The following is a 21,727-nucleotide window of genomic DNA, read 5'->3' on the forward strand; positions in this document are numbered from 1 at the left end:
CCCGCCGCGACAGCACGAAGTCCCGAAACGCCGCCGCCGGCGGCGTGAGTGGGCGGGTCGCGTGCCAGGCGAGGCCGATGGCTCGGCGGGTGCGCACGGCGGCGACTTCGAACTCGACGACGCCCGGCCCTTCCCCCGCTGCCCCTTCCCCGCGAAGCGGACCCACCGCGAGGATGCTCCCCGACACGGCATCACGAAGTCCCGGAACGCCACCGCCGGAGGCGCGAACGGGAGAGCCCCACACCGGGCCCGGCCAAGGGCACTCCCCCCACCTCCCCGCGAAGCGGAGCTCTCGCTCAGTCGTGCGCCAGAATGCTCCCCCGCCGCGACAGCACGAAGTCCCGAAACGCCGCCGCCGGCGGCGTGAGTGGGCGGGTCGCGTGCCAGGCGAGGCCGATGGCTCGGCGGGTGCGGGGGGCGGTGACTTCGAGTTCGACGACGCCGGGGCGGGGGACGAGCGCGGGTGGGAGGAGGGCGACGCCGAGGCCGGCGGCGACCAGGCCTCGGAGGGTTTCGACTTCCTCGCCCTCGAAGGCGATCCGCGGGGTGAAGCCGGCCTCGGCGCAGAAGCCCTCCATGATGTGGCGCAGCCCGTAGCCCTCCTCGACCGTCACCCACGACTCCCCGGCGACCTCGGCGAGCCGGATCCGGCGGCGGACGGCCAGCCGGTGGTCCGCCGGGACGGTCAGGTAGAGCCGCTGCTCGTCCAGCCGGCGCGCTGTCAGGTCGGGCGCGTCGGGGAGCGGGGAGACCAGGCAGAGGTCCAACTCCCCCGCGCGCAGGCGTTCCAGCATCGCGGCGACGTAGTCCTGCACCAGCTGGAACCGCACCTGCGGGTGCCCGGCCCGGAACCCTCGCAGCAGGGCGGGCACCGCGTCCGTCCCCATGGTGTGCAGGAAGCCGAACGCGACCCGTCCGGCCGCCGGGTCGGCCTCCGCCCGTGCTGCCTCCGCGCCGCGCTGGACCTCGACCAGTGCCCGTTCGACGGCGTCCAGCAGCAGCCGTCCGGCCCGGGTGAGGCGGACGGTGCGGCCCTGCCGGGCGAGCAGGTCGACGCCGAGTTCGGCCTCCAGGCGGGCGACGGCGCGGGAGAGGGTGGGTTGCGGCATGCCGAGGAGCTGGGCGGCCTGGGTGACGTGTTCCAGTCGGGCGACCGCCGCGAATTCCGCCAACTGCGGTGCGAGGCGCGTCACATCGGTGTCCGGGCCGAGCTCGGCGAGGCGGACGGGTGCGGAGCTGCTCTCATGCGTCACAGCATGAATCTTTCCGCATTCATGCATTGGACGCATCAGGCCGCGCGGCCATAACGTCAAAGCCATGCAGCCTGCCAGTACCGAGGCGTTCGCGCCCGCCCCCGAATCCGCCACCGACCTGCGCATGCGCCCCGGCAGCCGGGACTTCCGCCGCGCCAACCTCGCCCTGTTCGCGGCGGGTGTCGCCACTTTCGTCCTGCTGTACTCCACGCAGGGCCTGCTGCCGATCCTCTCCGCCGACCTCGACCTGACGCCCGGCCAGGCGAGTTGGACGGCCTCCGCGTCCACCCTCGGACTCGCACTCGCCCTGCTGCCCGCCAGCGCCCTCTCCGACCGGTACGGGCGCACCGCCGTGATGACGGCCTCCACCCTCGCCGCCGCGCTGCTCGCCCTCGCGCTGCCGTTCGCCCCGGACCTCACCACGCTGGTGGTGCTGCGTGCCGTCCAGGGCGCGGCGCTGGCCGGGCTCCCCGCCACCGCGATGGCCTACCTCGCCGAGGAGGTGCACCCGTCGGCGCTCGCCTCCGCGATGGGCCTGTACGTGGCCGGCAACTCGATCGGCGGGATGGGCGGACGCCTGGTCTCCGGCTGGGTCGCGGCCGCCTGGGGCTGGCGCTGGGGGCTGGCGGTCTCGGCCGTCCTCGCGCTGCTCGCGGTGCTCGCCTTCCGGCTGCTGATTCCCCGGGCCCGGCACTTCCGGCGGACGCCGGTGGACGCCCGGGCGCTCGCGACGACCGTCGCCGGGCACCTGCGCAACCCGCTGCTGCTGCGGCTGTACGCGCTCGGAATGCTGTTCATGGCGGTCTTCGGCGCGGTCTACAACACCGTCGGGTACCGGCTCACCTCGGCGCCGTTCCACCTGCCGGAGTCGATCGCCGCGTCGATCTTCGTGGTGTACCTGGTCGGCACGGCGTCCTCCGCCTCCGCGGGCCGTCTCACCGCCCGCTGGGGCCGCCGCGGCACCCTCTACCTGGCGATCTCCACCACCACGGCCGGGCTGCTGCTCTCCCTCGCGAACTCGCTGCTCCTCGCGATCCTCGGCCTGGTCCTGATCACCGCCGGCTTCTTCGCCGGCCACGCCACCGCGTCCTCCTCGGTCGGCCGCACCGCCACCGCCGGCCGCGCCCAGGCCTCCGCGCTCTACCTGATCGCCTACTACCTCGGCAACAGCCTCGGCGGCACGATCGGCGCCGACGCCTACCACTCCACCGGCTGGTCCGGCACCGCCGCCGTCGCCCTCACCGCCATGGCCTGCGCGGCCGGCGTCACCCTGTACGCCACCCACCGCGCCGTCACCTCCCGCAGGACGGCAGCCGCTACCGTCCGGGCATGACCGACGACTACGCCACACTGCGGGCGGCACTCGATCTGCTCCCCGCAGTGCGCGACGGAGAACCTGATCCAACGTCAACTCGCTGTACAGTCACCCGTCCCCGATCAGGTGACATCGGCGGCTACCACGCCAAAGTCTGCGACTACGCCGCCGGGGGCTCGAAGCGGACGTCGGCGGCCGGGCCGGAGGCCACGTGGATGTCGAGCTCGGACTCCAGCGCGCTGGCCAGCTGGTGCAGCAGCGGCAGGGTGGGCACAGTCTCCCCGCCCTCGATCACCTCGACCTGCGCCTCCGTCAGCCCGGCCCGGCGGGCCAGCTCGGCGGGCGACAGCCCGAGCGCGGTCCGGCGGTCGTACACCGCCTGCCCGAGAGCCATCGCATAGCGGATCTCCAGCCGCAGCGCGGCAACCTCCGGGTCCTCCGCCTGCGGCTCCCCGAGCAGAGCGCGGGTGCGGGCGGTCTTCCACTGCGAGTGGTTCATCGAATGTCGCCTTTCGTGACCGCGCGGCTGAACTCCTGGTGTGCGGGCAGGTGCTCCGACTGGCAGATCTTCTGCGCCCACAGCGCCCGGGTGACTTCTGCAGTCTCTCGCATCCTGGTCTTGGAGAACACCGTCAGCAAGACGATCCTCCGCTCGGGAGCGAGCCAGTACGTGACTCTCGTCGCCTCCCCGGCCAGGCCGAACCGCAGTTCCCGCACCGGGCCGCCGAGGTGGCGCGAGTAGGGTTCGCCGAGCGTCGTCGGCCGTTCGGCCAGCACATCGACGGCCTCTTCGGCCCTGGCGTAGAGCCGTGTCGGCAGAGCGGAGAGCCAGTCGCGGATCTCCGGCTCGATCTCGATGAAATAGCGCACTCCGTACACGCGGCGCAGCGTAGCGTGACCGCCCCGCGCGCACGAAGTTATATGACTAGGCGATCCGGTCGAGGACGATCGGGGCCGGGGTGAAGAGGGTGCCGGTGGGGGCGACGGTGATGGCGTCGGCGAGGGCCTCGATCGCGTAGGGGAAGCGTTCGGGGGTGTCGGTGTGCAGGGTGAGGAGGGGCTGGCCGGCGGTGACGGTGTCGCCGGGCTTGGCGTGGAGTTCGACGCCGGCGCCGGCCTGGACCGGGTCCTCCTTGCGGGCGCGGCCGGCGCCGAGGCGCCAGGCGGCGACGCCGACGGCGTAGGCGTCGAGGGTGGTGAGGACGCCGGTGGCGGGGGCGGGGAGGACGTGGGTCTCGCGGGCGACGGGGAGGGGGGCGTCGACGTCGCCGCCCTGGGCGGTGATCATGCGGCGCCAGTGGTCCATCGCGGAGCCGTCACGGAGGGCGTCGGCGGGGTCCTTGCCCTGGATGCCCGCGGCGGCGAGCATTTCGCGGGCGAGGGCGAGGGTGAGTTCGACGACGTCGGCGGGGCCGCCGCCGGCCAGGACCTCCAGCGACTCGCGGACTTCGAGCGCGTTGCCGGCGGTGAGGCCGAGCGGGGTGGACATGTCGGTGAGCAGGGCGACGGTGGCGACGCCGGCCGAGCGGCCGAGTCCGACCATGGTGCGGGCGAGTTCGCGGGCGTCGTCGAGGTTCTTCATGAACGCGCCGGAGCCGACCTTGACGTCCAGGACGAGTGCGCCGGTGCCTTCGGCGATCTTCTTGGACATGATCGAGGAGGCGATCAGCGGGATGGCCTCGACGGTGCCGGTGACGTCGCGCAGGGCGTAGAGCTTCTTGTCGGCGGGGGCGAGGCCGTCGCCGGCGGCGCAGATCACGGCGCCGCAGTCGCGCAGGACGGCGAGCATTTCCTCGTTGGAGAGCAGGGCGCGCCAGCCGGGGATGGATTCGAGCTTGTCGAGGGTGCCGCCGGTGTGGCCGAGGCCGCGGCCGGAGAGCTGCGGGACGGCGGCGCCGCAGGCGGCGACCAGCGGGGCGAGCGGGAGGGTGATCTTGTCGCCGACGCCGCCGGTGGAGTGCTTGTCGGCGGTGGGGACGGCGAGCGAGGAGAAGTCCATGCGTTCGCCGGAGCGGATCATGGCGTCGGTCCAGCGGCTGATCTCACGGCCCGTCATGCCGTTGAGCAGGATCGCCATGGCGAGGGCGGACATCTGCTCGTCGGCGACCTCGCCGCGGGTGTAGGCGTCGATCACCCAGTCGATCTGGGGGTCGGTCAGTTCGCCCCGGTCGCGCTTGGCCCGGATGACGGAGATGGCGTCCATGCAGGTGCTCCAGAGAGGTGTGAAATGCGAAGAGTGCCGCGGGATGTCCTCCCGCGACACTCTACGCGCGTAACAATGTGATCAGCCAGCAGAAACTACAGCTTGTCCGGCCCGAACGCGTCCGGCAGGACCTCGCTCATCGGCCGTACCCCGGAGGGCAGTTCGACCAGCAGGTCCGGTCCGCCGTGTTCGTACAGCAGCTGGCGGCAGCGCCCGCACGGCATCAGCAGCTCGCCGGCGCCGTCCACGCAGGTGAAGGCGGTCAGCCGGCCGCCGCCACTGGCGTGCAGCGCGGAGACCAGGCCGCACTCGGCGCACAGGCTGAGGCCGTAGGAGGCGTTCTCCACGTTGCAGCCGGTGACCGTGCGGCCGTCGTCGACCAGCGCCGCCGCTCCGACCGGGTACTTGCTGTAGGGGGCGTACGCGTTGCGCATCGCCTCGCGGGCGGCGGCGCGCAGCGCCTCCCAGTCGACGGTGGTCACTTGGCCTGTCCCTTGCGGTAGATCTGGCCGTCGGCCTTGGGCATCCGCAGCCGCTGGGAGGCCAACGCGAGCACCACCAGGGTAATCACGTACGGGGTGGCGACGATCAGCGGACGCTGGACAGCGTCGGTGGTGACGTACCAGAGGGCGACGCCGCCGGCCACCACGATGGTGATCGCGCCGGCCAGGAACTTGCGGCGGTAGAAGTGCCACAGCGCGAGCGCCGCCATCGCGATGGCGACCACCAGCAGCAGCACGTGCACCGAGTCGGCGTCGCGCAGCTGGAGGCTGTCGGTGAAGCCGAACAGGCCCGCGCCGGCGGCCAGGCCGCCCGGCATCCAGTTGCCGAAGATCATCGCGGCCAGGCCGATGAAGCCGCGGCCCTGGGTCTGGCCGTCCCGGTAGAAGTGCGCGGCGACCAGCGAGAGGTACGCGCCGCCGAGGCCCGCGAAGGCGCCGGAGGCGATCACCGCGAGGTACTTGTACTTGTAGACGTTGACGCCCAGCGACTCGGCGGCGGTCGGGTTCTCGCCGCAGGAGCGCAGCCGCAGACCGAACACCGAGCGCCAGAGCACGAAGTAGCTGACGATCAGGAACGCGGCGGCGATCAGGGTGACCACCGACAGGTGGGTGGTCAGGCCGCGGAGGATGCCGGCCACGTCGGAGACCAGGAACCAGTGGTGCTGCTCGATGCCGTCCAGCCAGTTCGACAGGCCGGGGACGGTGATGGTGGGCAGCGACTCCGAGGGCGGCGACTGGCTCGCACCGGCGCCCTGGGCCTTGTAGTCCTGGTAGTAGATCCGGTTGACGTACGCGCAGATGCCGGGGATCAGCAGGTTGACGCCGACGCCGGACACGATGTGGTCGACGCCGAAGGTGACGGTGACCAGCGCGTGCAGCAGACCGCCGAGCGCGCCGCCCGCCATGCCGGCCAGCAGGCCGACCCACGGGTTGACCAGGAATCCGCCCCAGGCGCCGCAGAACGTGCCGGCCACCATCATGCCTTCGAGGCCGATGTTGACCACGCCCGCGCGCTCGGACCACAGGCCGCCGAGGCCGGCCATGGCGATCGGGACGGCGGAGGACAGCGCGGCGCCGATCTGGCCCGAGGAGGTCAGCCCGTGGTTGCCGGTGATCGCACCGACCGCCGCGAACAGCAGCAGCGCGGCCGCGATCAGCAGCAGCACCACCGGCCAGGTCAGCTTGGACTTCTTCTTCACGGGCGCGACGGGCGCCTTCGGCTTGGCGACAGCGGTGCTCATGCCGCCACCTCCTTCTGGGCGGCCGCGGCGACGGCCTGCGCGGCGAGCTCGGCGCCGACCTTGTGCTGCTGGCGCTTCAGACCGAAGCGGCGCACCAGTTCGTAGGCCACGACGACGCAGATGACGATGGTGCCCTGGATCACCGGGATGATCTCGGACGGGTAGTCGCCCCGGGTGGGCAGCTGGGCGCCGGAGGCGTCCAGGAAGGCGAACAGCAGCGCGGAGAACGCGATGCCGATCGGGGTGTTGCGGCCGAGCAGGGCCACCGAGATGCCGATGAAGCCCAGGCCGACCTGCACGTTCTGGCCGAAGTAGTAGGTGTTCTGCATCAGTTCGGGCAGGCCGACCAGGCCGGCCAGCGCGCCGGAGACCACGATCGAGGTGATCACCATGCGCTTGACGTTGACGCCGGACGCCTTGGCGGCGGTCTCCGAGCGGCCGGTGGCGCGCAGGTCGAAGCCGAACCGGGTGCGGTTCAGGGTGAAGTGGAAGACCACGCCGACCAGCACCGCGATCACGATGAAGCCCCACAGGGTGCCGCCCTGGGTCTCGATCGCGAAGAAGTGGCTGGACTCGGAGATCTTCGCGGTCTGGATCGAGTTGGTGACGCCGCTGGTCTTCGGGGCCAGGATGCCCGGCACCAGCATGACGCCGATCACGGCGGTGGCGATGGCGTTCAGCATGATGGTCGAGATGACCTCGCTGACGCCCCGGTAGACCTTCAGCAGACCGGCGATCGACGCCCACAGGCCACCGACGAACATCGCGACGATCAGCATCAGCGGGATCTGCAGGAAGGCCGGCAGGTTCATCTGGGAGCCGACGAACGCGGCCATCATCATGGCCAGCTTGTACTGGCCCTCGATGCCGATGTTGAAGAGGTTCATCCGGAACCCGAACGCGGCGGCGGCCGCGGCCAGGTAGTACACGGTCGCCTTGTTCAGGACGGCGACCTGGCCGTCCGACGCGGTGCCGTAGTCCCACATGATCTTGAAGGCGCTGAACGGGTCGCGGCCGGAGACCGCCAGCAGCGAGCCGGCGATGATCACCGACAGCAGCACGGCCAGCACGGGGGCGGCCAGGCCGAGGCCGATCCGTTCCAGGTCGAACCGCTGCGGACGCGGCCGGTCGGCCGTTCCCGCAGCCGGGGGGTTGGGACTGGTCATGTGGCTACTCCCCCGCCTGCACGTGCTCGGCGGTGTCGGTGGGCGGAACCCGGTCGGAGACTATGTGGCCGGTCGCGGCACCGGTCATCGCGGTGCCCAGGTCCTCGGCGGTGACGGTGGCCGGGTCGGCGTCGGCGACCAGCGCGCCGCGGTAGATCACCCGGATGGTGTCGGACAGGCCGATCAGCTCGTCCAGGTCGGCGGAGATCAGCAGCACCGCCAGGCCCTCGCGCTGGGCGGAGCGGATCTGGTCCCAGATCTGCGCCTGCGCGCCCACGTCCACGCCGCGGGTCGGGTGGGCGGCGATCAGCAGCTTCGGGTGGTGGCTCATCTCGCGGCCGATGATCAGCTTCTGCTGGTTGCCGCCGGACAGCGACGCCGCGGTGACCTCGATGCCGGGGGTGCGGACGTCGTACTGCTCGACGATCCGCTGGGTGTCGGCGCGGGCGCCGGACGGGTCGAGCAGCGCGCCCTTGGAGTTGGGCCGCTCGGTGACGTGGCCGAGGATCCGGTTCTCCCAGAGCGGGGCCTCCAGCAGCAGGCCGTGCCGGTGCCGGTCCTCCGGGATGTAGCCGATGCCGGCCTCCCGGCGGGCCCGGGTCCGGGAGCTGCTCAGGTCGGTGCCGTCCAGCGTGACGGTGCCGGCGTCCAGCGGCAGCATGCCCATGATCGCCTCGACCAGTTCGGCCTGGCCGTTGCCCTCGACGCCGGCGATGCCGAGGATCTCGCCCTTGCGGATGCGCAGCGAGATGTCGTCCAGCACCACCCGCTCGACGCCCTCGGCGTCCGGCTTGGCGATCCGCAGGCCCTCGACCCGGAGCATCTCCACGTCGGTGACGGTGGACTCGCGGCTCTCCGGGGACGGCAGTTCGGCGCCGACCATCAGCTCGGCGAGCTCGCGGGCCGTCACGACCTTCGGGTCGGCGTCGCCGACCGTGGTGCCGCGGCGGATCACGCTGATCGCGTCGGCGACCGACAGCACCTCGTGCAGCTTGTGCGAGATGAAGATGACGGTGACGCCCTCGGACTTGAGGTCGCGCAGGTTGTCGAACAGCGCGTCGACCTCCTGCGGGACCAGCACCGCGGTCGGCTCGTCCAGGATCAGGATCCGGGCGCCGCGGTACAGCACCTTGAGGATCTCCACCCGCTGGCGGTCGGCCACGCCGAGGTCCTCGACCAGCACATCCGGCTTCACGCCCAGGCCGTACTGGTCGGAGATCTCGCGGATCTTCGCCTTCGCCTTGGCGCCGATGCCGTACAGCTTCTCGCTGCCCAGGACGATGTTCTCCCAGACGGTGAGGTTGTCGGCCAGCATGAAGTGCTGGTGCACCATGCCGATGCCGCGGGCGATCGCGTCACCGGGGGTGGCGAAGGCCACCTGCTCGCCGTTGATGGCGATGGTGCCCTCGTCCGGCTTCTGCATCCCGTAGAGGATCTTCATCAGGGTGGACTTGCCGGCGCCGTTCTCGCCCATCAGGGCGTGCACGGTGCCGCGCTGCACGGTGATGTCGATGTCGTGGTTGGCCACCACACCGGGGAAGCGCTTGGTGATGCCACGCAGTTCGACGGCCGGTGTCGCCGTCCCCGCGCTGGGGGTGCCGCCGGGAGGGGCGGAGTCGGAGGGAGTGATGGCGATCTCCTGCTGGTCGTCGGGCGCTTCGTCGCGCTGGAGGCTCAGGGGGGCCGGGGTGGGGCAGCCGCTGGACGGACACCGGAGCGGCGGTGGGGGCACAGGCAGGGGCCCGGGGGATGCGCGTGGCGCACCCCTTCCGAGCCCCTCCTTGTGATGCGTCAGACCACTGCGCCGCCCGGCGGGCGGGCGGCGCGGTGGCAGGGGATCAGCCCTGCGGAGCGGTCGGAACCTTGGTGGCGCCGCTGACGATCTGCTGGGTGGCGGCGTCGAGCTTGGCCTTGATGTCGTCGATGAAGTTGCCGGTGGTGGCCAGCGACACGCCGCCGTCCTTCAGGTCGAAGTTCTTCTTGCCGGACTGGGCGCTGCCGTCCTTGGCCGACTTGATGAAGGTGAACACGCCGGTGTTCACGTTCTTCACCATCGAGGTGAGGATGTGGTCCTTGTACTTCGACAGGGCCGGCTGGCTGGCCTGGTCCGAGTCGACGCCGATGGCCCACTTGCTGCCCGAGGCGCTGGAGACGGCCTCGATGGCGCCGCTGCCGGAGGAGCCGGCGGCGGAGTAGATGACGTCCGCGCCCTTGTCCATCTGGCCCTGCGCGGCCTGCTTGCCCTTGCCCGGGTCGGCGAAGCCGGTGTTGTCCGGCGGGGTGCTCAGGTAGGTGACCTCGATCGCGATGTTCGGGTCGACGGACTTGGCGCCCGCCACGTAGCCGGCCTCGAACTTCTTGATCAGCTCGGACTGCACACCGCCGATGAAGCCGACGTGCTTGGTCTTCGACTTGAGGGCCGCGGCCACGCCCGCCAGGTAGGAGCCCTGCTCCTCCGAGAAGGTCAGCGAGGTGACGTTGTTCGGCTGCTCGGGCGAGAAGGAGTCGACGATCGCGAACTTGACGTTCGGGTTCTCCTTGGCGACCTTGTTGACCGCGTCCTGGTAGACGAAGCCGACCGCGATGACCGGGTTGAAGCCACCGGTCACCAGGGACTTGAGGCGCTGCTCCTTGTCGCCCTCGGACTCACCGGACTTGGCCTCGGCCTCGTTGATGGTGGCGCCCAGCTCGGACTTGGCCTGGTCCAGACCACGCGCGGCGGAGTCGTTGAAGGACTGGTCGCCGCGGCCGCCGATGTCGTAGGCCATGCCGACCTTGAGACCCGAGCCGCCGGCACCGGCGTTGGCGTTGGTGGTGTCGGTGCTCTTTGCGCCGCAGGCGGCGAGCGAGGCGATGCCCAGGGAACCCGAGAGCACTGCCGCGGCGAGCTTGAGTGAACGGCGCAAGGGAGTTTCTCCTTCTCACACACCCGAATGGCGTGGTCGAGCGCCACCGTAACGCGCGTAGAACACAGTTGTGTTACGGCCTGCACGGGCCTCGCGGTTGTTATCAAAATGTGGTCGTACGCCCGGGCAAATCCGGACATAGCCGCACACTTGTTCAACTCCCGTTCCGCTACTGGCTGGTAGCGCGCCACCACGGTACGCCTCCGGCCCATACCCGAGAAGTGGCCGCGTCGCACCTGGCGACGCGGCCTCGTGGTGCCGGAGCGGTCAGATCCGGGCGTACTCCAGCGCGAGCGAGGCGAACAGTTCGACGCCGACGGCGATCGCCCGCTCGTCCGCGTCGAAATCGCCCTGGTGCAGATCGCGGGCGCCCTTCTCGTCCGGGCCGCGCACCCCGAGGCGGGCCAGTGCGCCCGGGGCGTGCTCCAGGTACCAGGAGAAGTCCTCGCCGCCCAGGCTCTGTTCGGTCGGCTCCACCACCGGGCCGCGGCCCTCGGCGAACCGGGCGTTCATCGCGCGCTCCAACTGGTCGATCGAATCGACCTCGTTGACCACCGGCGGGACGCCCCGGTGGTAGTCCAGCGTCCACTTGGCGCGGTGCGTCTCGGCCAGGTGCGCGACCAGGTCCTCCAGTACCTCCGGAGCCTGCCGCCAGCCCGCCAGCTCCAGGCAGCGGACGGTGCCCTCCAGCTCGGCGTGCTGCGGGATCACGTTCGGCGCCGAGCCGGCCGCGATCCGCCCCCACACCAGCGAGACGCCCCAGCGCGGGTCCATCCGGCGGGCCAGCGCGGACGGCGTCTCGGCGGCCAGCTTGGCGACCGCGGTGACCAGGTCGGTGGTCAGGTGCGGACGGGCGGTGTGCCCGCCGGGGCCGTCCACGCTGATCACCACCTTGTCGCAGGCCGAGGTGATCGCCCCGGTCTTCAGGGCGATCCGGCCGACCTGCACCTTGGGGTCGCAGTGCACCGCGAAGATCCGCCCGACCCCTTCCATCCCGCCGGCCGCGATCACGTCCAGCGCGCCGCCCGGCATCATCTCCTCGGCCGGCTGGAAGATCAGCCGCACCGGACGGGTCAGCTCCCCCGCGGCCAGCGCCTCGGCCAGCACCAGCGCGGTGCCGAGCACCACCGCGGTGTGCACATCGTGCCCGCAGGCGTGCGCCCGGCCGGCCACCGTGGAGCGGTACGGGACGTCCTTCTTGGCGTCGTCGATCGGCAGCGCGTCGATGTCGGCGCGGAACGCCAGCAGCGGGGTGCCGGGCGCGGTGCCCGGCGGGACCAGGTCCACCAGCAGACCGGTGCCGCCCGGGAGCACCCGCGGCTCCAGCCCGGCGGCGATCAGGCGCTCGCGCAGCAGCTTGGTGGTGCGGAACTCCTGGCGGCCGAGCTCCGGGTGCCGGTGGAGATCACGGCGGAGGTCGATCAACTCGGCCTGGTGGGCCGCTACTCGGGCCCGGAGGTCGGCGAGCGGGCGGACGGCGGTGACGGTGGCAGCGGCTGCTGGCTGAGGATCGTTCACCTTGACAAGAGTAGGCCGGTGGCGGGCTTTTGGCCCGACTTCCACCAAAGTTCTCACCGTTTGGATGCATACCGCCCCCCATGATGGGTATGACTCTTCGATTCGGCCCGATCCTGTGTTCGGCTCCTCCGCCGCCTGCCATGTGCAACGACCTGCACCGGCGGCCACTCCCGCACCTCGGAGCCAACCCTTCCCCCCGATCGGGTCATGGCGCGGTAAAGCTTTCGGACCCGCTCTTGAGCAGGGCACATCAGTCCGAATAGACAGCTTTCGCACAGTCAACTCCGGTGCCGCAGTGGGGTGGGACAGTCCGCCTGCGGCGCGCCTCGTCACGCCCTCACAAGGGCAGTTGACGCTCCATCGAACCGAGAAGGGGGGACCGACGTGCCCATCACGCGCAATCGGCTCGCCAAGAGCATCGCTCCGGCCACCGTCGCGGCCGCACTGATCATCACCACCCTCGGCGCGGCCGTCCCGGCCACCGCCGCCACCCCCGTGGGCGACACCGCCCGCACCCTGCCCGGCACCCACCCGGAGTGGGCCACCCCGCAGGCCGACGCGGGCGCGGCCGACGCCGCCGCCCCGGCGACCGCCCGCATCTACCTGGCCGGACGCGACGCCAGCGGCCTCGCCGCCCTCGCCCAGGCCGTCTCCGACCCCCACTCGCCCGACTACGGCAAGTACCTGACGTCCGCCCAGGCCCAGGCGAAGTTCGGCGCCACCCCGGAGCAGGTCAAGGCCGTCACCGACTGGGTGTCCGCCGCGGGCCTCACCGTCTCCGCCAGCACCGCCCACTACGTGCAGGTCGCCGGCTCCACCGCCGCGCTGTCCAAGGCGTTCGGCACCGGTTTCCACAACTACCGCACCGCGGACGGCACCCACCGGGCCCCGACCGCCGACGCCAAGGTGCCGGCCTCCGTCTCCGACGCCGTCCTCGCGGTCTCCGGCCTGGCCGACGCGATCCACAAGAACAGCTCCTCCGCCACCTCGGTCCGCGAGGCCGAGCAGCGCCTGAACGCCTCCGCCAAGCAGGCCGGCCCGGACAAGAAGGACCCGGCGACCCTGCCGACCGTCCCGACCTGCTCCGAGGACGGCTACGGCTCGAAGACCGCCAAGGGCGCCCCCGAGGGCTACGAGAAGAACGAGCCGTTCGCCCCCTGCTCGTACATGCCGTCCCAGCTCCGCAAGGCCTACGGCGTCACCGACGCCAAGGTCACCGGCAAGGGCGCCCGCGTCGCCGTCATCGACGCCTACGGCCTGTCCACCATGGAGCAGGACGCCAACCACTTCTCCACCCTGCACGGCGACCAGCCGTTCAAGCCGGGCCAGTACACCGAGTACGTCACGCCCGCGCAGTGGACCCACCAGGCCGAGTGCGGCGGCCCCGACGGCTGGGCCGGCGAGGAAGCCCTCGACGTCGAGATGGTGCACGGCCTCGCGCCGGACGCCAACGTCGTCTACGTCGGCGGCAACTCCTGCTTCGACGAGGACCTCTACGACGCCATGGCCAAGGTCGTGGACGGGCACCTCGCCGACATCGTCTCCAACTCGTGGGGCGAGATCATGCACGGCAAGTCCGGCGACATCGACCCCGCCGTGGTCGCCGCCGACAACCAGATCTTCCAGCTCGGCGCCCTCACCGGCATCGGCTTCACCTTCTCCTCCGGCGACTGCGGCGACGACTCCCCGGGTGCCGCCGCCACCGGCGTCAACTGCGAGGCCGACACCAACCAGGCCCAGGCCCAGTGGCCGTCCTCCTCTCCGTGGGTCACCTCGGTCGGCGGCACCGCCCTCGAACTGGCCGACAAGGAAGGCAAGTACGGCCACGAGGTCTCCATGGGCGACCAGCGCTCGGTGCTCTCCGCCGACCAGAAGTCCTGGAGCCCGATGCCGGGCAAGTTCTACTTCGGCGGCGGCGGCGGTGTCTCCAAGGACTTCGCCCAGCCGTGGTACCAGCAGGGCGTCGTCCCGGACAGCATCAGCAAGACCGCGGCCGACGGCACCAAGTCCAAGACCCCGCTGCGCGCCACCCCCGACATCGCCATGAGCGGTGACCTGGTCGCCGCCACCCTGGTCGGCTTCACCTCCGGCGGCGCCTACAGCGAGGGCGGCTTCGGCGGCACCTCGGTCTCCGCCCCCGAGACCGCCGCCATGTTCGCCAACGCGTTCGAGACCCGCGGCGGCCGCGCCCTCGGCTTCGCCAACCCGGCCCTCTACGACCGCGCCGACACCAACGCCTTCCACGACGTGAACGACAACGCCGTCAACACCAAGCGCGGCAACGTCGTCGACCTCGGCGTCATCAACAACACCCTCCGCGTCCGCCTCTACAAGATCGGCGCCGACTACGGCCTCTCGGCCTCCAGCGGCTACGACACGGCCACCGGCCTGGGATCCCCGGGCAAGGGCTTCTTCAAGTCCTTCGCCATCAAGAAGTAATCACCGCAAAGCAGTTGAGGGGCGCTGGGGTCTCCCCCAGCGCCCCTCTTCGCTTTCCCGTCTCCCCCGGCGCCCGCGTCCCGTCAGGGGCGCGGGCGCTGCGCGGGGCGGAAGGTTCACGCCGGCGAGATCGCGCCACGAACAGCGACTCGCACCTGGGCGCGACCCTCAGAAGCGGTCCACCGGCGTATACGTCCCCCACACCCCGCGCAGCGCGTCACAGACCTCGCCGACGGTGGCGCGGGCCGCGAGGGCCTCCTTCATCGGGTACAGCACGTTGTCCGTCCCCTCCGCCGCCTTGCGCAGCGACGTGAGCGACCGGTCCACCGCCGACGAGTCCCGCTCGGAACGCAGTCGCGCGAGCCGCTGCGCCTGCTGCGCCTCGATCGCCGGGTCGACCCGCAGCGGCTCGTAGGGCTCCTCCTCGGCGAGCTGGAAGCGGTTGACGCCGACCACGGTCCGCGCGCCGGAGTCCTGCTCCTGCTGGATGCGGTACGCGGTGCGTTCGATCTCGCCCTTCTGGTACCCCTGCTCGATCGCCGCGACCGCGCCGCCCATGTCCTCGACCTTGGCCATCAATTCCAGCGCCGCGGCCTCCAGTTCGTCCGTCATCGCCTCGACCACGTAGGAGCCCGCGAACGGGTCGACGGTCGCGGTGACGTCGGTCTCGAAGGCCAGCACCTGCTGCGTGCGCAGCGCGAGCCGCGCGGACTTCTCCGTCGGCAGCGCGATCGCCTCGTCGAAGGAGTTGGTGTGCAGCGACTGCGTCCCGCCGAACACGGCGGCGAGCGCCTGCACGGAGACCCGGACCAGGTTGACCTCGGGCTGCTGGGCGGTGAGTTGGACGCCCGCGGTCTGGGTGTGGAAGCGCAGCATCTGCGACTTGGGGTTCTTCGCGCCGAACTCCTCCTTCATGACGCGGGCCCAGATCCGGCGCGCGGCACGGAACTTGGCGACTTCCTCCAGCAGGGTGGTGCGGGAGACGAAGAAGAAGGAGAGCCGGGGGGCGAAGTCGTCGACGTCCATGCCGGCGGCGACGGCGGTGCGCACGTACTCGATGCCGTTGGCGAGGGTGAAGGCGATCTCCTGCGCGGGGTTCGCCCCGGCCTCGGCCATGTGGTAGCCGGAGATGGAGATGGTGTTCCACTTGGGGATCTCGGCCCGGCAGTACTGGAACACGTCGGCGATCAGCCGCAGCGAGGGCTTGGGCGGGAAGATGTAGGTGCCGCGGGCGATGTACTCCTTGAGCACGTCGTTCTGGATGGTGCCGGTGAGCTTGTTGCTGGGCACGCCCTGGGCCTCGCCGACCAACTGGTAGAGCAGCAGCAGCAGCGAGCCGGGCGCGTTGATGGTCATCGAGGTGGAGACCTCGCCGAGCGGGATGCCGCCGAACAGGACGCTCATGTCCTCGACGCTGTCGATGGCGACGCCGACCTTGCCGACCTCGCCGGAGGAGATCGCGGCGTCGGAGTCGTACCCCATCTGGGTGGGCAGGTCGAAGGCGACGGACAGGCCCATGGTGCCGTTGGCGATGAGCTGCTTGTAGCGGGCGTTGGACTCGGCGGCGGTGCCGAAGCCGGCGTACTGGCGCATCGTCCACGGCTTGCCGGTGTACATGGTCGGGTACACGCCGCGGGTGAACGGGTACTGGCCGGGAGTGCCGAGCCGGCTCGCGGCGTCGAAGCCGGCCAGGGTCTCGGGGCCGTACACCGGCTCGATCGGCAGGCCCGACTCGGTGCGGCGGGGCTCGGCTGCCATGGGTGTCCTCCGCGGAAGATGGTGGGGGGGTTAGCGCCGATTAACGTCTCGGCTGGATACGCAATGTAGCCGTGCCCCTCACGGGCAGACAGATGCCACGGCTGGGAGCTTGCTCACAACACCCCCGGGGCGATCCTTGGGATGATCCCGACACCGAACACCTGGTCGGACCTACGAGGAGTGGACATGAGCGAGCAGAAGGTGGCCGTGGTCACCGGCGCCAGCAGCGGCATCGGGGCGGCGACCGCCCGACGGCTGGCTGCGGACGGTTTCCAGGTGGTGCTGACCGCCCGCCGCACCGAGCGGATCGAGGTGCTGGCGAAGGAGCTGGGCGGCCGCGCCTTCACGCTGGACGTCACCGACCGGGCCGCGGTGGACGCGTTCGCCGCCGAGGTCGGCCGGGTGGACGTGCTGGTGAACAACGCGGGCGGCGCGCTCGGCGCGGACAGCGTCGAGGCCGGCGACCCGGAGGACTGGCGCACCATGTTCGAGGTGAACGTGCTGGGCGTGCTGCACCTGACCCAGGCGCTGCTGCCCGCGCTGCGTGCCACCGGCGACGGCACCGTGCTGATCATGTCCTCGACGGCGGCGCTGGCCGCGTACGAGGGCGGCGGCGGCTACGTGGCGGCCAAGCACGCCGTCCACTCGGTGGCACAGACCCTCCGCCTCGAACTCGTGGGCGAGCCGATCCGGGTGATCGAGATCGCGCCCGGCATGGTGAAGTCGGAGGGCTTCGCGCTGACCCGGTTCCGCGGCGACCAGGCGAAGGCGGACGCGGTGTACGCGGGCGTCGACGCGCCGCTGACCTCGGAGGACATCGCCGACACCGTCTCCTGGGCGGTGACCCGTCCGGCGCACGTCAACATCGATCTGCTGGTGGTCCGGCCCCGGGCGCAGGCCGCCAACCACAAGGTGCACCGGGCCGGCTGAGCGGTTCTGTGTGAACGGGAGCGGCGGCGGGTCACAACTTGATAGCTCGATCGAATGAAATCGGCCCGCCGCCTCCCCAACTGATGAACCCTCAACTACCGTGGAGGCGCTGCCCCGCCGAGCCGTCAAGGCCCCGTGCGGAGGCACTGCCGCACCCCCTCTGTCTCTGCAGCATCCCCCCTTCCCGCCCTCACGAGGAGGATCCGCTGACCAGCGACATCCCGCCGCAGCGTCTCGACGTGCGGACGGACCCGTCCCTCCTGGGACTGCACAGGTTCAACGAAGCCGACTCCGGCGCGGTCGAGGAGGCGCTGCTCGCCTGCTGCGGCAGCCACCGCTGGGCGCTGCGCCTGACCGCCCACCGCCCGTACCCCGACATCGGTTCGCTGCTCGCGGCGGCCAGCGAGGCCAGCTACGACCTGCGCCCGGCGGACCTCGCCGAGGCGCTGGCCGACGAGAGCTGGATGCCGCAGCCGCTGCTCGGCATGCGCGCCCCGGGCAGCCAGGCGACCCACACCGCGCTGCGCGCCGCGCACGCCGCGTACGAGGCACGGTTCGGCCACGTCTTCGTGGTCTGCCTGGACGGGGTGGGCCAGGAGGAGATGCTGGACGCGGTGCTGACCTCGATCCGCACCCGGCTGGCCAACGATCTGGACGAGGAACGGCTCATCTCGGCCGAGGAGTTGCGCCGGATAGCGCTGACCCGCCTGGAGCACCTGGTGGCGGTCCGGAGCTGACCGCTCCGGACCGGCCGCACGGCGCGACCGGATGGTCGCACAGCGTCAGAGTTCCCGTTCCGATTAGCCCGTGCGTGCCTGATTGATCACAGCAGGGGCCCCCGACGGCAGCGGGGCCCGACGCGTCGATAGGATGCTCGCGGCCGGTGGACCGTATCCGGCCGGGCTGACCGACAGAAAGCCGGCCGAGCCCCCAAACCGCTTCCGGAGGGTTTTCCGTGCCGGCTGGAACGCTGTACCGCGGCCGGGAAGGCATGTGGAGCTGGGTGGCTCACCGAGTCACCGGCGTCCTGATCTTCTTCTTCCTGTTCGCACATGTCCTTGACACCGCCCTGGTGCGGGTGTCGCCCGAGGCGTACGACTCGGTGATCGCCACCTACAAGTTCTGGCTTGTGAACCTGATGGAGTACGGCCTGGTGGCCGCCATCCTGTTCCACGCCCTGAACGGCCTGCGGGTCGTGGCGGTCGACTTCTGGGCCAAGGGCCCGAAGTACCAGAAGCAGATGCTGTGGAGTGTGGTCGGCATCTGGATCGTCCTGATGGGCGGCGCCTTCTACCCCGTTCTGCAGCACACCCTTCGTTCCTGGTTCGGGGGCTGATCCGCATGTCCACTGAGACCAAGGACCTGGTGGTCCCCTCGCTCCAGGCCCACACGGGCCAGGGCCTGGGCACCGGCAACCCGGCCGACGCCTTCGTGGTGGAGCCCGCCCGGGCCCGCACGAAGAAGACCCCGCGCCGCACCCGCACCAACTTCGAGATGCTCGCCTGGCTGTTCATGCGCCTGTCGGGTGTCGTCCTGGTGGTGCTGGTCCTCGGCCACCTGCTGATCAACCTGATGCTGGACGGCGGCGTCTCGAAGATCAGCTTCGCCTTCGTGGCGGGCCGCTGGGCCTCGCCGTTCTGGCAGATGTGGGACCTGCTGATGCTGTGGCTGGCGATGCTGCACGGCTCGAACGGCATGCGCACCGTCATCAACGACTACGCGGAGAAGGACGCCACTCGTCTGTGGCTGAAGGGTCTCCTCGGTGTCGCGACCGTCTTCACGGTCGTCCTCGGCACCCTGGTGATCTTCACCTTCGACCCGAACATCTGACGAGCCACCAGAGGCGACTGACCCCATGCAGATTCACCAGTACGACACCGTCATCGTCGGCGCCGGCGGCGCCGGCATGCGCGCGGCCATCGAGTCGACGCAGCGCAGCCGCACCGCGGTCCTGACCAAGCTCTACCCCACCCGGTCGCACACCGGCGCGGCGCAGGGCGGCATGTGTGCCGCCCTCGCCAACGTCGAGGAGGACAACTGGGAGTGGCACACCTTCGACACGGTCAAGGGTGGTGACTACCTGGTCGACCAGGACGCCGCCGAGATCATGTGCAAGGAGGCCATCGACGCGGTCCTCGACCTCGAGAAGATGGGCCTGCCCTTCTCCCGCACCGACCAGGGCCGGATCGACCAGCGCCGCTTCGGCGGTCACTCCCGCAACCACGGCGAGGCCCCGGTCCGCCGGTCCTGCTACGCCGCGGACCGCACCGGTCACATGATCCTGCAGACGCTGTTCCAGAACTGCGTCAAGCACGGTGTGGAGTTCTTCAACGAGTTCTACGTCCTCGACCTGCTGATCAACGAGGGCAAGACCGCCGGTGTGGTGGCCTACGAGCTCGCCACCGGCGAGATCCACGTCTTCCAGGCCAAGGCCGTGGTGTTCGCCTCCGGCGGCACCGGCAAGATGTTCAAGGTCACCTCGAACGCGCACACCCTGACCGGTGACGGCCAGGCCGTGGCGCTGCGCCGTGGCCTGCCGCTGGAGGACATGGAGTTCTTCCAGTTCCACCCGACGGGCATCTGGCGGATGGGCATCCTGCTCACCGAGGGCGCCCGCGGCGAGGGCGGCATCCTGCGCAACAAGGACGGCGAGCGCTTCATGGAGCGCTACGCCCCCGTCATGAAGGACCTCGCGTCCCGTGACGTGTGCTCCCGCGCGATCTACTCGGAGATCCGGGCCGGCCGCGGCTGCGGCCCCGACGGCGACCACGTCTACCTGGACCTGACGCACCTCCCGCCGGAGCAGCTGGACGCCAAGCTGCCGGACATCACCGAGTTCGCGCGCACCTACCTCGGCATCGAGCCCTACACGGACCCGATTCCGATCCAGCCCACCGCGCACTACGCGATGGGCGGCATCCCGACCAACGTCGAGGGTGAGGTCCTGAGCAACAACACCGACATCGTCCCGGGCCTGTACGCCGCGGGCGAGGTCGCGTGCGTGTCGGTGCACGGCGCCAACCGCCTGGGCACCAACTCGCTGCTGGACATCAACGTGTTCGGCCGCCGCGCGGGCATCGCCGCCGCCGCCTACGCCGACAAGGCCGACTTCGTCGAGCTGCCGGCGAACCCGGGCGCGCTGGTCGAGGCCATGGTCGAGGGCCTGCGCGAGTCCACCGGCACCGAGTCGGTCGCGCAGATCCGCAAGGAGCTGCAGGAGTCGATGGACACCAACGTGTCCGTCTACCGCACCGGCAAGACGCTGCAGCAGGCCGTCGAGGACGTCACGGCGCTCAAGGAGCGCTTCAAGAACGTCTCGATCCAGGACAAGGGCTCGCGTTACAACACCGACCTGCTGGAGGCCATCGAGCTGGGCAACCTGCTCGACCTGGCCGAGGTGCTGGTGGTCTCCGCGCTGGCTCGCGAGGAATCCCGCGGCGGTCACTACCGCGAGGACTTCCCGACCCGCGACGACGTGAAGTTCATGCAGCACACCATGGCGTACCGCGAGGTGGCCGAGGACGGCACCACCTCCATCCGCCTCGACTACAAGCCGGTCGTGCAGACCCGCTACCAGCCGATGGAGCGTAAGTACTGATGTCCACTCCGACCGTCGAGAAGCACTCGGCCGCGCTGGACGCGGTCGAGGCGGGCAGCACCAAGCTGGTCAACGTCACCTTCCGGATCCGCCGGTTCAACCCGGAGGAGCACCCGGAGCCGGTGTGGGTGGACTACCAGCTCGAGATGGACCCGAAGGAGCGCGTCCTGGACGCGCTCAACAAGATCAAGTGGGAGCAGGACGGCACGCTCACGTACCGCCGCTCCTGCGCGCACGGCATCTGCGGTTCGGACGCCATGCGGATCAACGGGCGCAACCGGCTGGCGTGCAAGACCCTGATCAAGGACGTCAACCCGGAGAAGCCGATCACGATCGAGGCCATCAAGGGCCTCGCGGTCCTCAAGGACCTGATCGTGGACATGGACCCGTTCTTCCAGGCGTACAAGGACGTCATGCCGTTCCTGATCACCTCGGGGAACGAGCCGACCCGCGAGCGTCTGCAGTCGCAGGCCGACCGCGAGCGCTTCGACGACACCACCAAGTGCATCCTGTGCGCCGCGTGCACCTCCTCGTGCCCGGTGTTCTGGAACGACGGCCAGTACTTCGGCCCGGCGGCGATCGTCAACGCGCACCGCTTCATCTTCGACTCCCGCGACGAGGGCGCCGAGCAGCGCCTGGAGGTCCTCAACGACCGTGAGGGTGTGTGGCGTTGCCGCACCACCTTCAACTGCTCGGAGGCCTGCCCGCGTGGCATCGAGGTCACCAAGGCGATCCAGGAGGTGAAGCGCGCGCTCGTCACGCGTCGCTTCTAGTCCCACGCTGTTCGAAGGGCCCGTCCGGAGTTCGGTGGTTTCTAGCGATCGTTGCAACACGTGGTCGGTTGTCTAGGCCACGAGGAGTTTAGTCAGACGCTCGGCTGGGGTTTCCCAGCCGAGC

19 protein-coding genes are annotated in these 21,727 nt (G+C 70.6%); 8 read left to right on the forward strand and 11 right to left on the reverse strand.

All coding sequences use genetic code 11. The features are described 5' to 3' along the window. Positions 1-296 precede the first annotated feature (296 nt). Complete coding sequence (locus ACFYST_RS31215) at positions 297-1,253, reverse strand: LysR family transcriptional regulator (protein WP_387644746.1); 957 nt, start codon at positions 1,251-1,253, stop codon at positions 297-299. Between the two features lie 64 nt (positions 1,254-1,317). Between ACFYST_RS31215 and ACFYST_RS31220 the strand changes: the two genes are divergently transcribed. Further along, entirely contained in the window at positions 1,318-2,586 is a 1,269-nt protein-coding gene (locus ACFYST_RS31220; RefSeq protein ID WP_387644744.1) for an MFS transporter, read from the forward strand. A 142-nt stretch (positions 2,587-2,728) separates the two neighbouring features. On the opposite strand, the gene ACFYST_RS31225 is transcribed toward ACFYST_RS31220, so the two are convergent. From ACFYST_RS31225 to ACFYST_RS31265, 9 genes are all read right to left on the reverse strand, one after another. After that, positions 2,729-3,067 (reverse strand): helix-turn-helix domain-containing protein, encoded by a 339-nt coding sequence (locus ACFYST_RS31225; RefSeq protein ID WP_387644742.1) that lies wholly within the window; start codon positions 3,065-3,067, stop codon positions 2,729-2,731. Further along, positions 3,064-3,447, reverse strand: coding sequence for a type II toxin-antitoxin system RelE/ParE family toxin (locus ACFYST_RS31230; protein WP_387644740.1), 384 nt, complete (start codon positions 3,445-3,447; stop codon positions 3,064-3,066). Before ACFYST_RS31230 ends, ACFYST_RS31225 begins: the two co-directional genes overlap by 4 nt. Before the next feature lie 46 nt (positions 3,448-3,493). Next, positions 3,494-4,771 (reverse strand): thymidine phosphorylase, encoded by a 1,278-nt coding sequence (locus ACFYST_RS31235; protein WP_387867192.1) that lies wholly within the window; start codon positions 4,769-4,771, stop codon positions 3,494-3,496. Between the two features lie 95 nt (positions 4,772-4,866). After that, positions 4,867-5,253, reverse strand: coding sequence for a cytidine deaminase (locus ACFYST_RS31240; protein WP_387644735.1), 387 nt, complete (start codon positions 5,251-5,253; stop codon positions 4,867-4,869). Next, the gene (locus ACFYST_RS31245; RefSeq protein WP_387867195.1) at positions 5,250-6,515 is read right to left on the reverse strand and encodes an ABC transporter permease; all 1,266 of its coding nucleotides are present in this window, start codon (positions 6,513-6,515) and stop codon (positions 5,250-5,252) included. Before ACFYST_RS31245 ends, ACFYST_RS31240 begins: the two co-directional genes overlap by 4 nt. Continuing rightward, on the reverse strand, positions 6,512-7,681 hold the full coding sequence (locus tag ACFYST_RS31250; RefSeq protein WP_387644731.1) for an ABC transporter permease: 1,170 nt from the start codon (positions 7,679-7,681) through the stop codon (positions 6,512-6,514). The genes ACFYST_RS31245 and ACFYST_RS31250 overlap by 4 nt, the downstream gene beginning before the upstream one ends. 4 nt (positions 7,682-7,685) lie before the next feature. Beyond that, entirely contained in the window at positions 7,686-9,155 is a 1,470-nt protein-coding gene (locus ACFYST_RS31255; RefSeq protein ID WP_387867215.1) for an ABC transporter ATP-binding protein, read from the reverse strand. A gap of 364 nt (positions 9,156-9,519) precedes the next feature. After that, on the reverse strand, positions 9,520-10,587 hold the full coding sequence (locus ACFYST_RS31260; protein WP_387867197.1) for a BMP family protein: 1,068 nt from the start codon (positions 10,585-10,587) through the stop codon (positions 9,520-9,522). Between the two features lie 267 nt (positions 10,588-10,854). Next, a complete protein-coding gene (locus tag ACFYST_RS31265; RefSeq protein WP_387867198.1) occupies positions 10,855-12,105 on the reverse strand; it encodes an amidohydrolase in 1,251 nt (416 codons plus the stop codon). A gap of 384 nt (positions 12,106-12,489) precedes the next feature. Here ACFYST_RS31265 and ACFYST_RS31270 point away from each other — a divergent pair, with 384 nt between their 5' ends. Then, a complete protein-coding gene (locus ACFYST_RS31270) occupies positions 12,490-14,544 on the forward strand; it encodes a protease pro-enzyme activation domain-containing protein (RefSeq protein ID WP_387644722.1) in 2,055 nt (684 codons plus the stop codon). Positions 14,545-14,712: 168 nt separating this feature from the next. Here the strand turns inward: ACFYST_RS31270 and ACFYST_RS31275 are convergent, their stop codons facing one another. Continuing rightward, complete coding sequence (locus ACFYST_RS31275; RefSeq protein WP_387644720.1) at positions 14,713-16,302, reverse strand: methylmalonyl-CoA mutase; 1,590 nt, start codon at positions 16,300-16,302, stop codon at positions 14,713-14,715. Between the two features lie 186 nt (positions 16,303-16,488). Here ACFYST_RS31275 and ACFYST_RS31280 point away from each other — a divergent pair, with 186 nt between their 5' ends. The 6 genes from ACFYST_RS31280 to ACFYST_RS31305 all read left to right on the forward strand — a co-directional run bounded on the left by ACFYST_RS31280 (position 16,489) and on the right by ACFYST_RS31305 (position 21,603). Further along, positions 16,489-17,232, forward strand: coding sequence for an SDR family NAD(P)-dependent oxidoreductase (locus ACFYST_RS31280; RefSeq protein WP_387867201.1), 744 nt, complete (start codon positions 16,489-16,491; stop codon positions 17,230-17,232). Positions 17,233-17,471: 239 nt separating this feature from the next. Beyond that, positions 17,472-17,969 carry a 2-oxo-4-hydroxy-4-carboxy-5-ureidoimidazoline decarboxylase gene (locus ACFYST_RS31285; RefSeq protein WP_387867204.1) on the forward strand — a complete coding sequence of 166 codons (498 nt, stop codon included), beginning with the start codon at positions 17,472-17,474 and terminating at the stop codon, positions 17,967-17,969. Between the two features lie 218 nt (positions 17,970-18,187). Then, positions 18,188-18,568, forward strand: a complete 381-nt coding sequence (sdhC, locus tag ACFYST_RS31290) for a succinate dehydrogenase, cytochrome b556 subunit (RefSeq protein ID WP_387644714.1) — start codon at positions 18,188-18,190, stop codon at positions 18,566-18,568. 5 nt (positions 18,569-18,573) lie between these two features. Beyond that, positions 18,574-19,062: a succinate dehydrogenase, hydrophobic membrane anchor protein gene (sdhD, locus tag ACFYST_RS31295; RefSeq protein WP_043914353.1), complete on the forward strand. Its 489-nt coding sequence runs from the start codon at positions 18,574-18,576 to the stop codon at positions 19,060-19,062. A 25-nt stretch (positions 19,063-19,087) separates the two neighbouring features. Beyond that, the gene (gene sdhA, locus ACFYST_RS31300; RefSeq protein ID WP_387644711.1) at positions 19,088-20,830 is read left to right on the forward strand and encodes a succinate dehydrogenase flavoprotein subunit; all 1,743 of its coding nucleotides are present in this window, start codon (positions 19,088-19,090) and stop codon (positions 20,828-20,830) included. Further along, positions 20,830-21,603: a succinate dehydrogenase iron-sulfur subunit gene (locus ACFYST_RS31305; protein WP_387644708.1), complete on the forward strand. Its 774-nt coding sequence runs from the start codon at positions 20,830-20,832 to the stop codon at positions 21,601-21,603. Before sdhA ends, ACFYST_RS31305 begins: the two co-directional genes overlap by 1 nt. The last annotated feature ends 124 nt before the right edge of the window (positions 21,604-21,727 follow it).

This window comes from Kitasatospora sp. NPDC004614, assembly GCF_042873675.1.
Classification (GTDB): Bacteria; Actinomycetota; Actinomycetes; order Streptomycetales; family Streptomycetaceae; genus Kitasatospora.

Excerpts from the sequence above, each read along its gene's own strand:
- ACFYST_RS31250 (WP_387644731.1), bottom strand. The coding sequence starts at position 7,681 with ATGACCAGTCCCAACCCCCCGGCTGCGGGAACGGCCGACCGGCCGCGT.
- ACFYST_RS31220 (WP_387644744.1), top strand. The coding sequence starts at position 1,318 with ATGCAGCCTGCCAGTACCGAGGCGTTCGCGCCCGCCCCCGAATCCGCC.
- ACFYST_RS31235 (WP_387867192.1), bottom strand. The coding sequence starts at position 4,771 with ATGGACGCCATCTCCGTCATCCGGGCCAAGCGCGACCGGGGCGAACTG.
- ACFYST_RS31280 (WP_387867201.1), top strand. The coding sequence starts at position 16,489 with ATGAGCGAGCAGAAGGTGGCCGTGGTCACCGGCGCCAGCAGCGGCATC.
- ACFYST_RS31225 (WP_387644742.1), bottom strand. The coding sequence starts at position 3,067 with ATGAACCACTCGCAGTGGAAGACCGCCCGCACCCGCGCTCTGCTCGGG.
- sdhA (WP_387644711.1), top strand. The coding sequence starts at position 19,088 with ATGCAGATTCACCAGTACGACACCGTCATCGTCGGCGCCGGCGGCGCC.
- ACFYST_RS31275 (WP_387644720.1), bottom strand. The coding sequence starts at position 16,302 with ATGGCAGCCGAGCCCCGCCGCACCGAGTCGGGCCTGCCGATCGAGCCG.
- sdhD (WP_043914353.1), top strand. The coding sequence starts at position 18,574 with ATGTCCACTGAGACCAAGGACCTGGTGGTCCCCTCGCTCCAGGCCCAC.
- ACFYST_RS31305 (WP_387644708.1), top strand. The coding sequence starts at position 20,830 with ATGTCCACTCCGACCGTCGAGAAGCACTCGGCCGCGCTGGACGCGGTC.
- ACFYST_RS31255 (WP_387867215.1), bottom strand. The coding sequence starts at position 9,155 with ATGGGCGAGAACGGCGCCGGCAAGTCCACCCTGATGAAGATCCTCTAC.
- ACFYST_RS31245 (WP_387867195.1), bottom strand. The coding sequence starts at position 6,515 with ATGAGCACCGCTGTCGCCAAGCCGAAGGCGCCCGTCGCGCCCGTGAAG.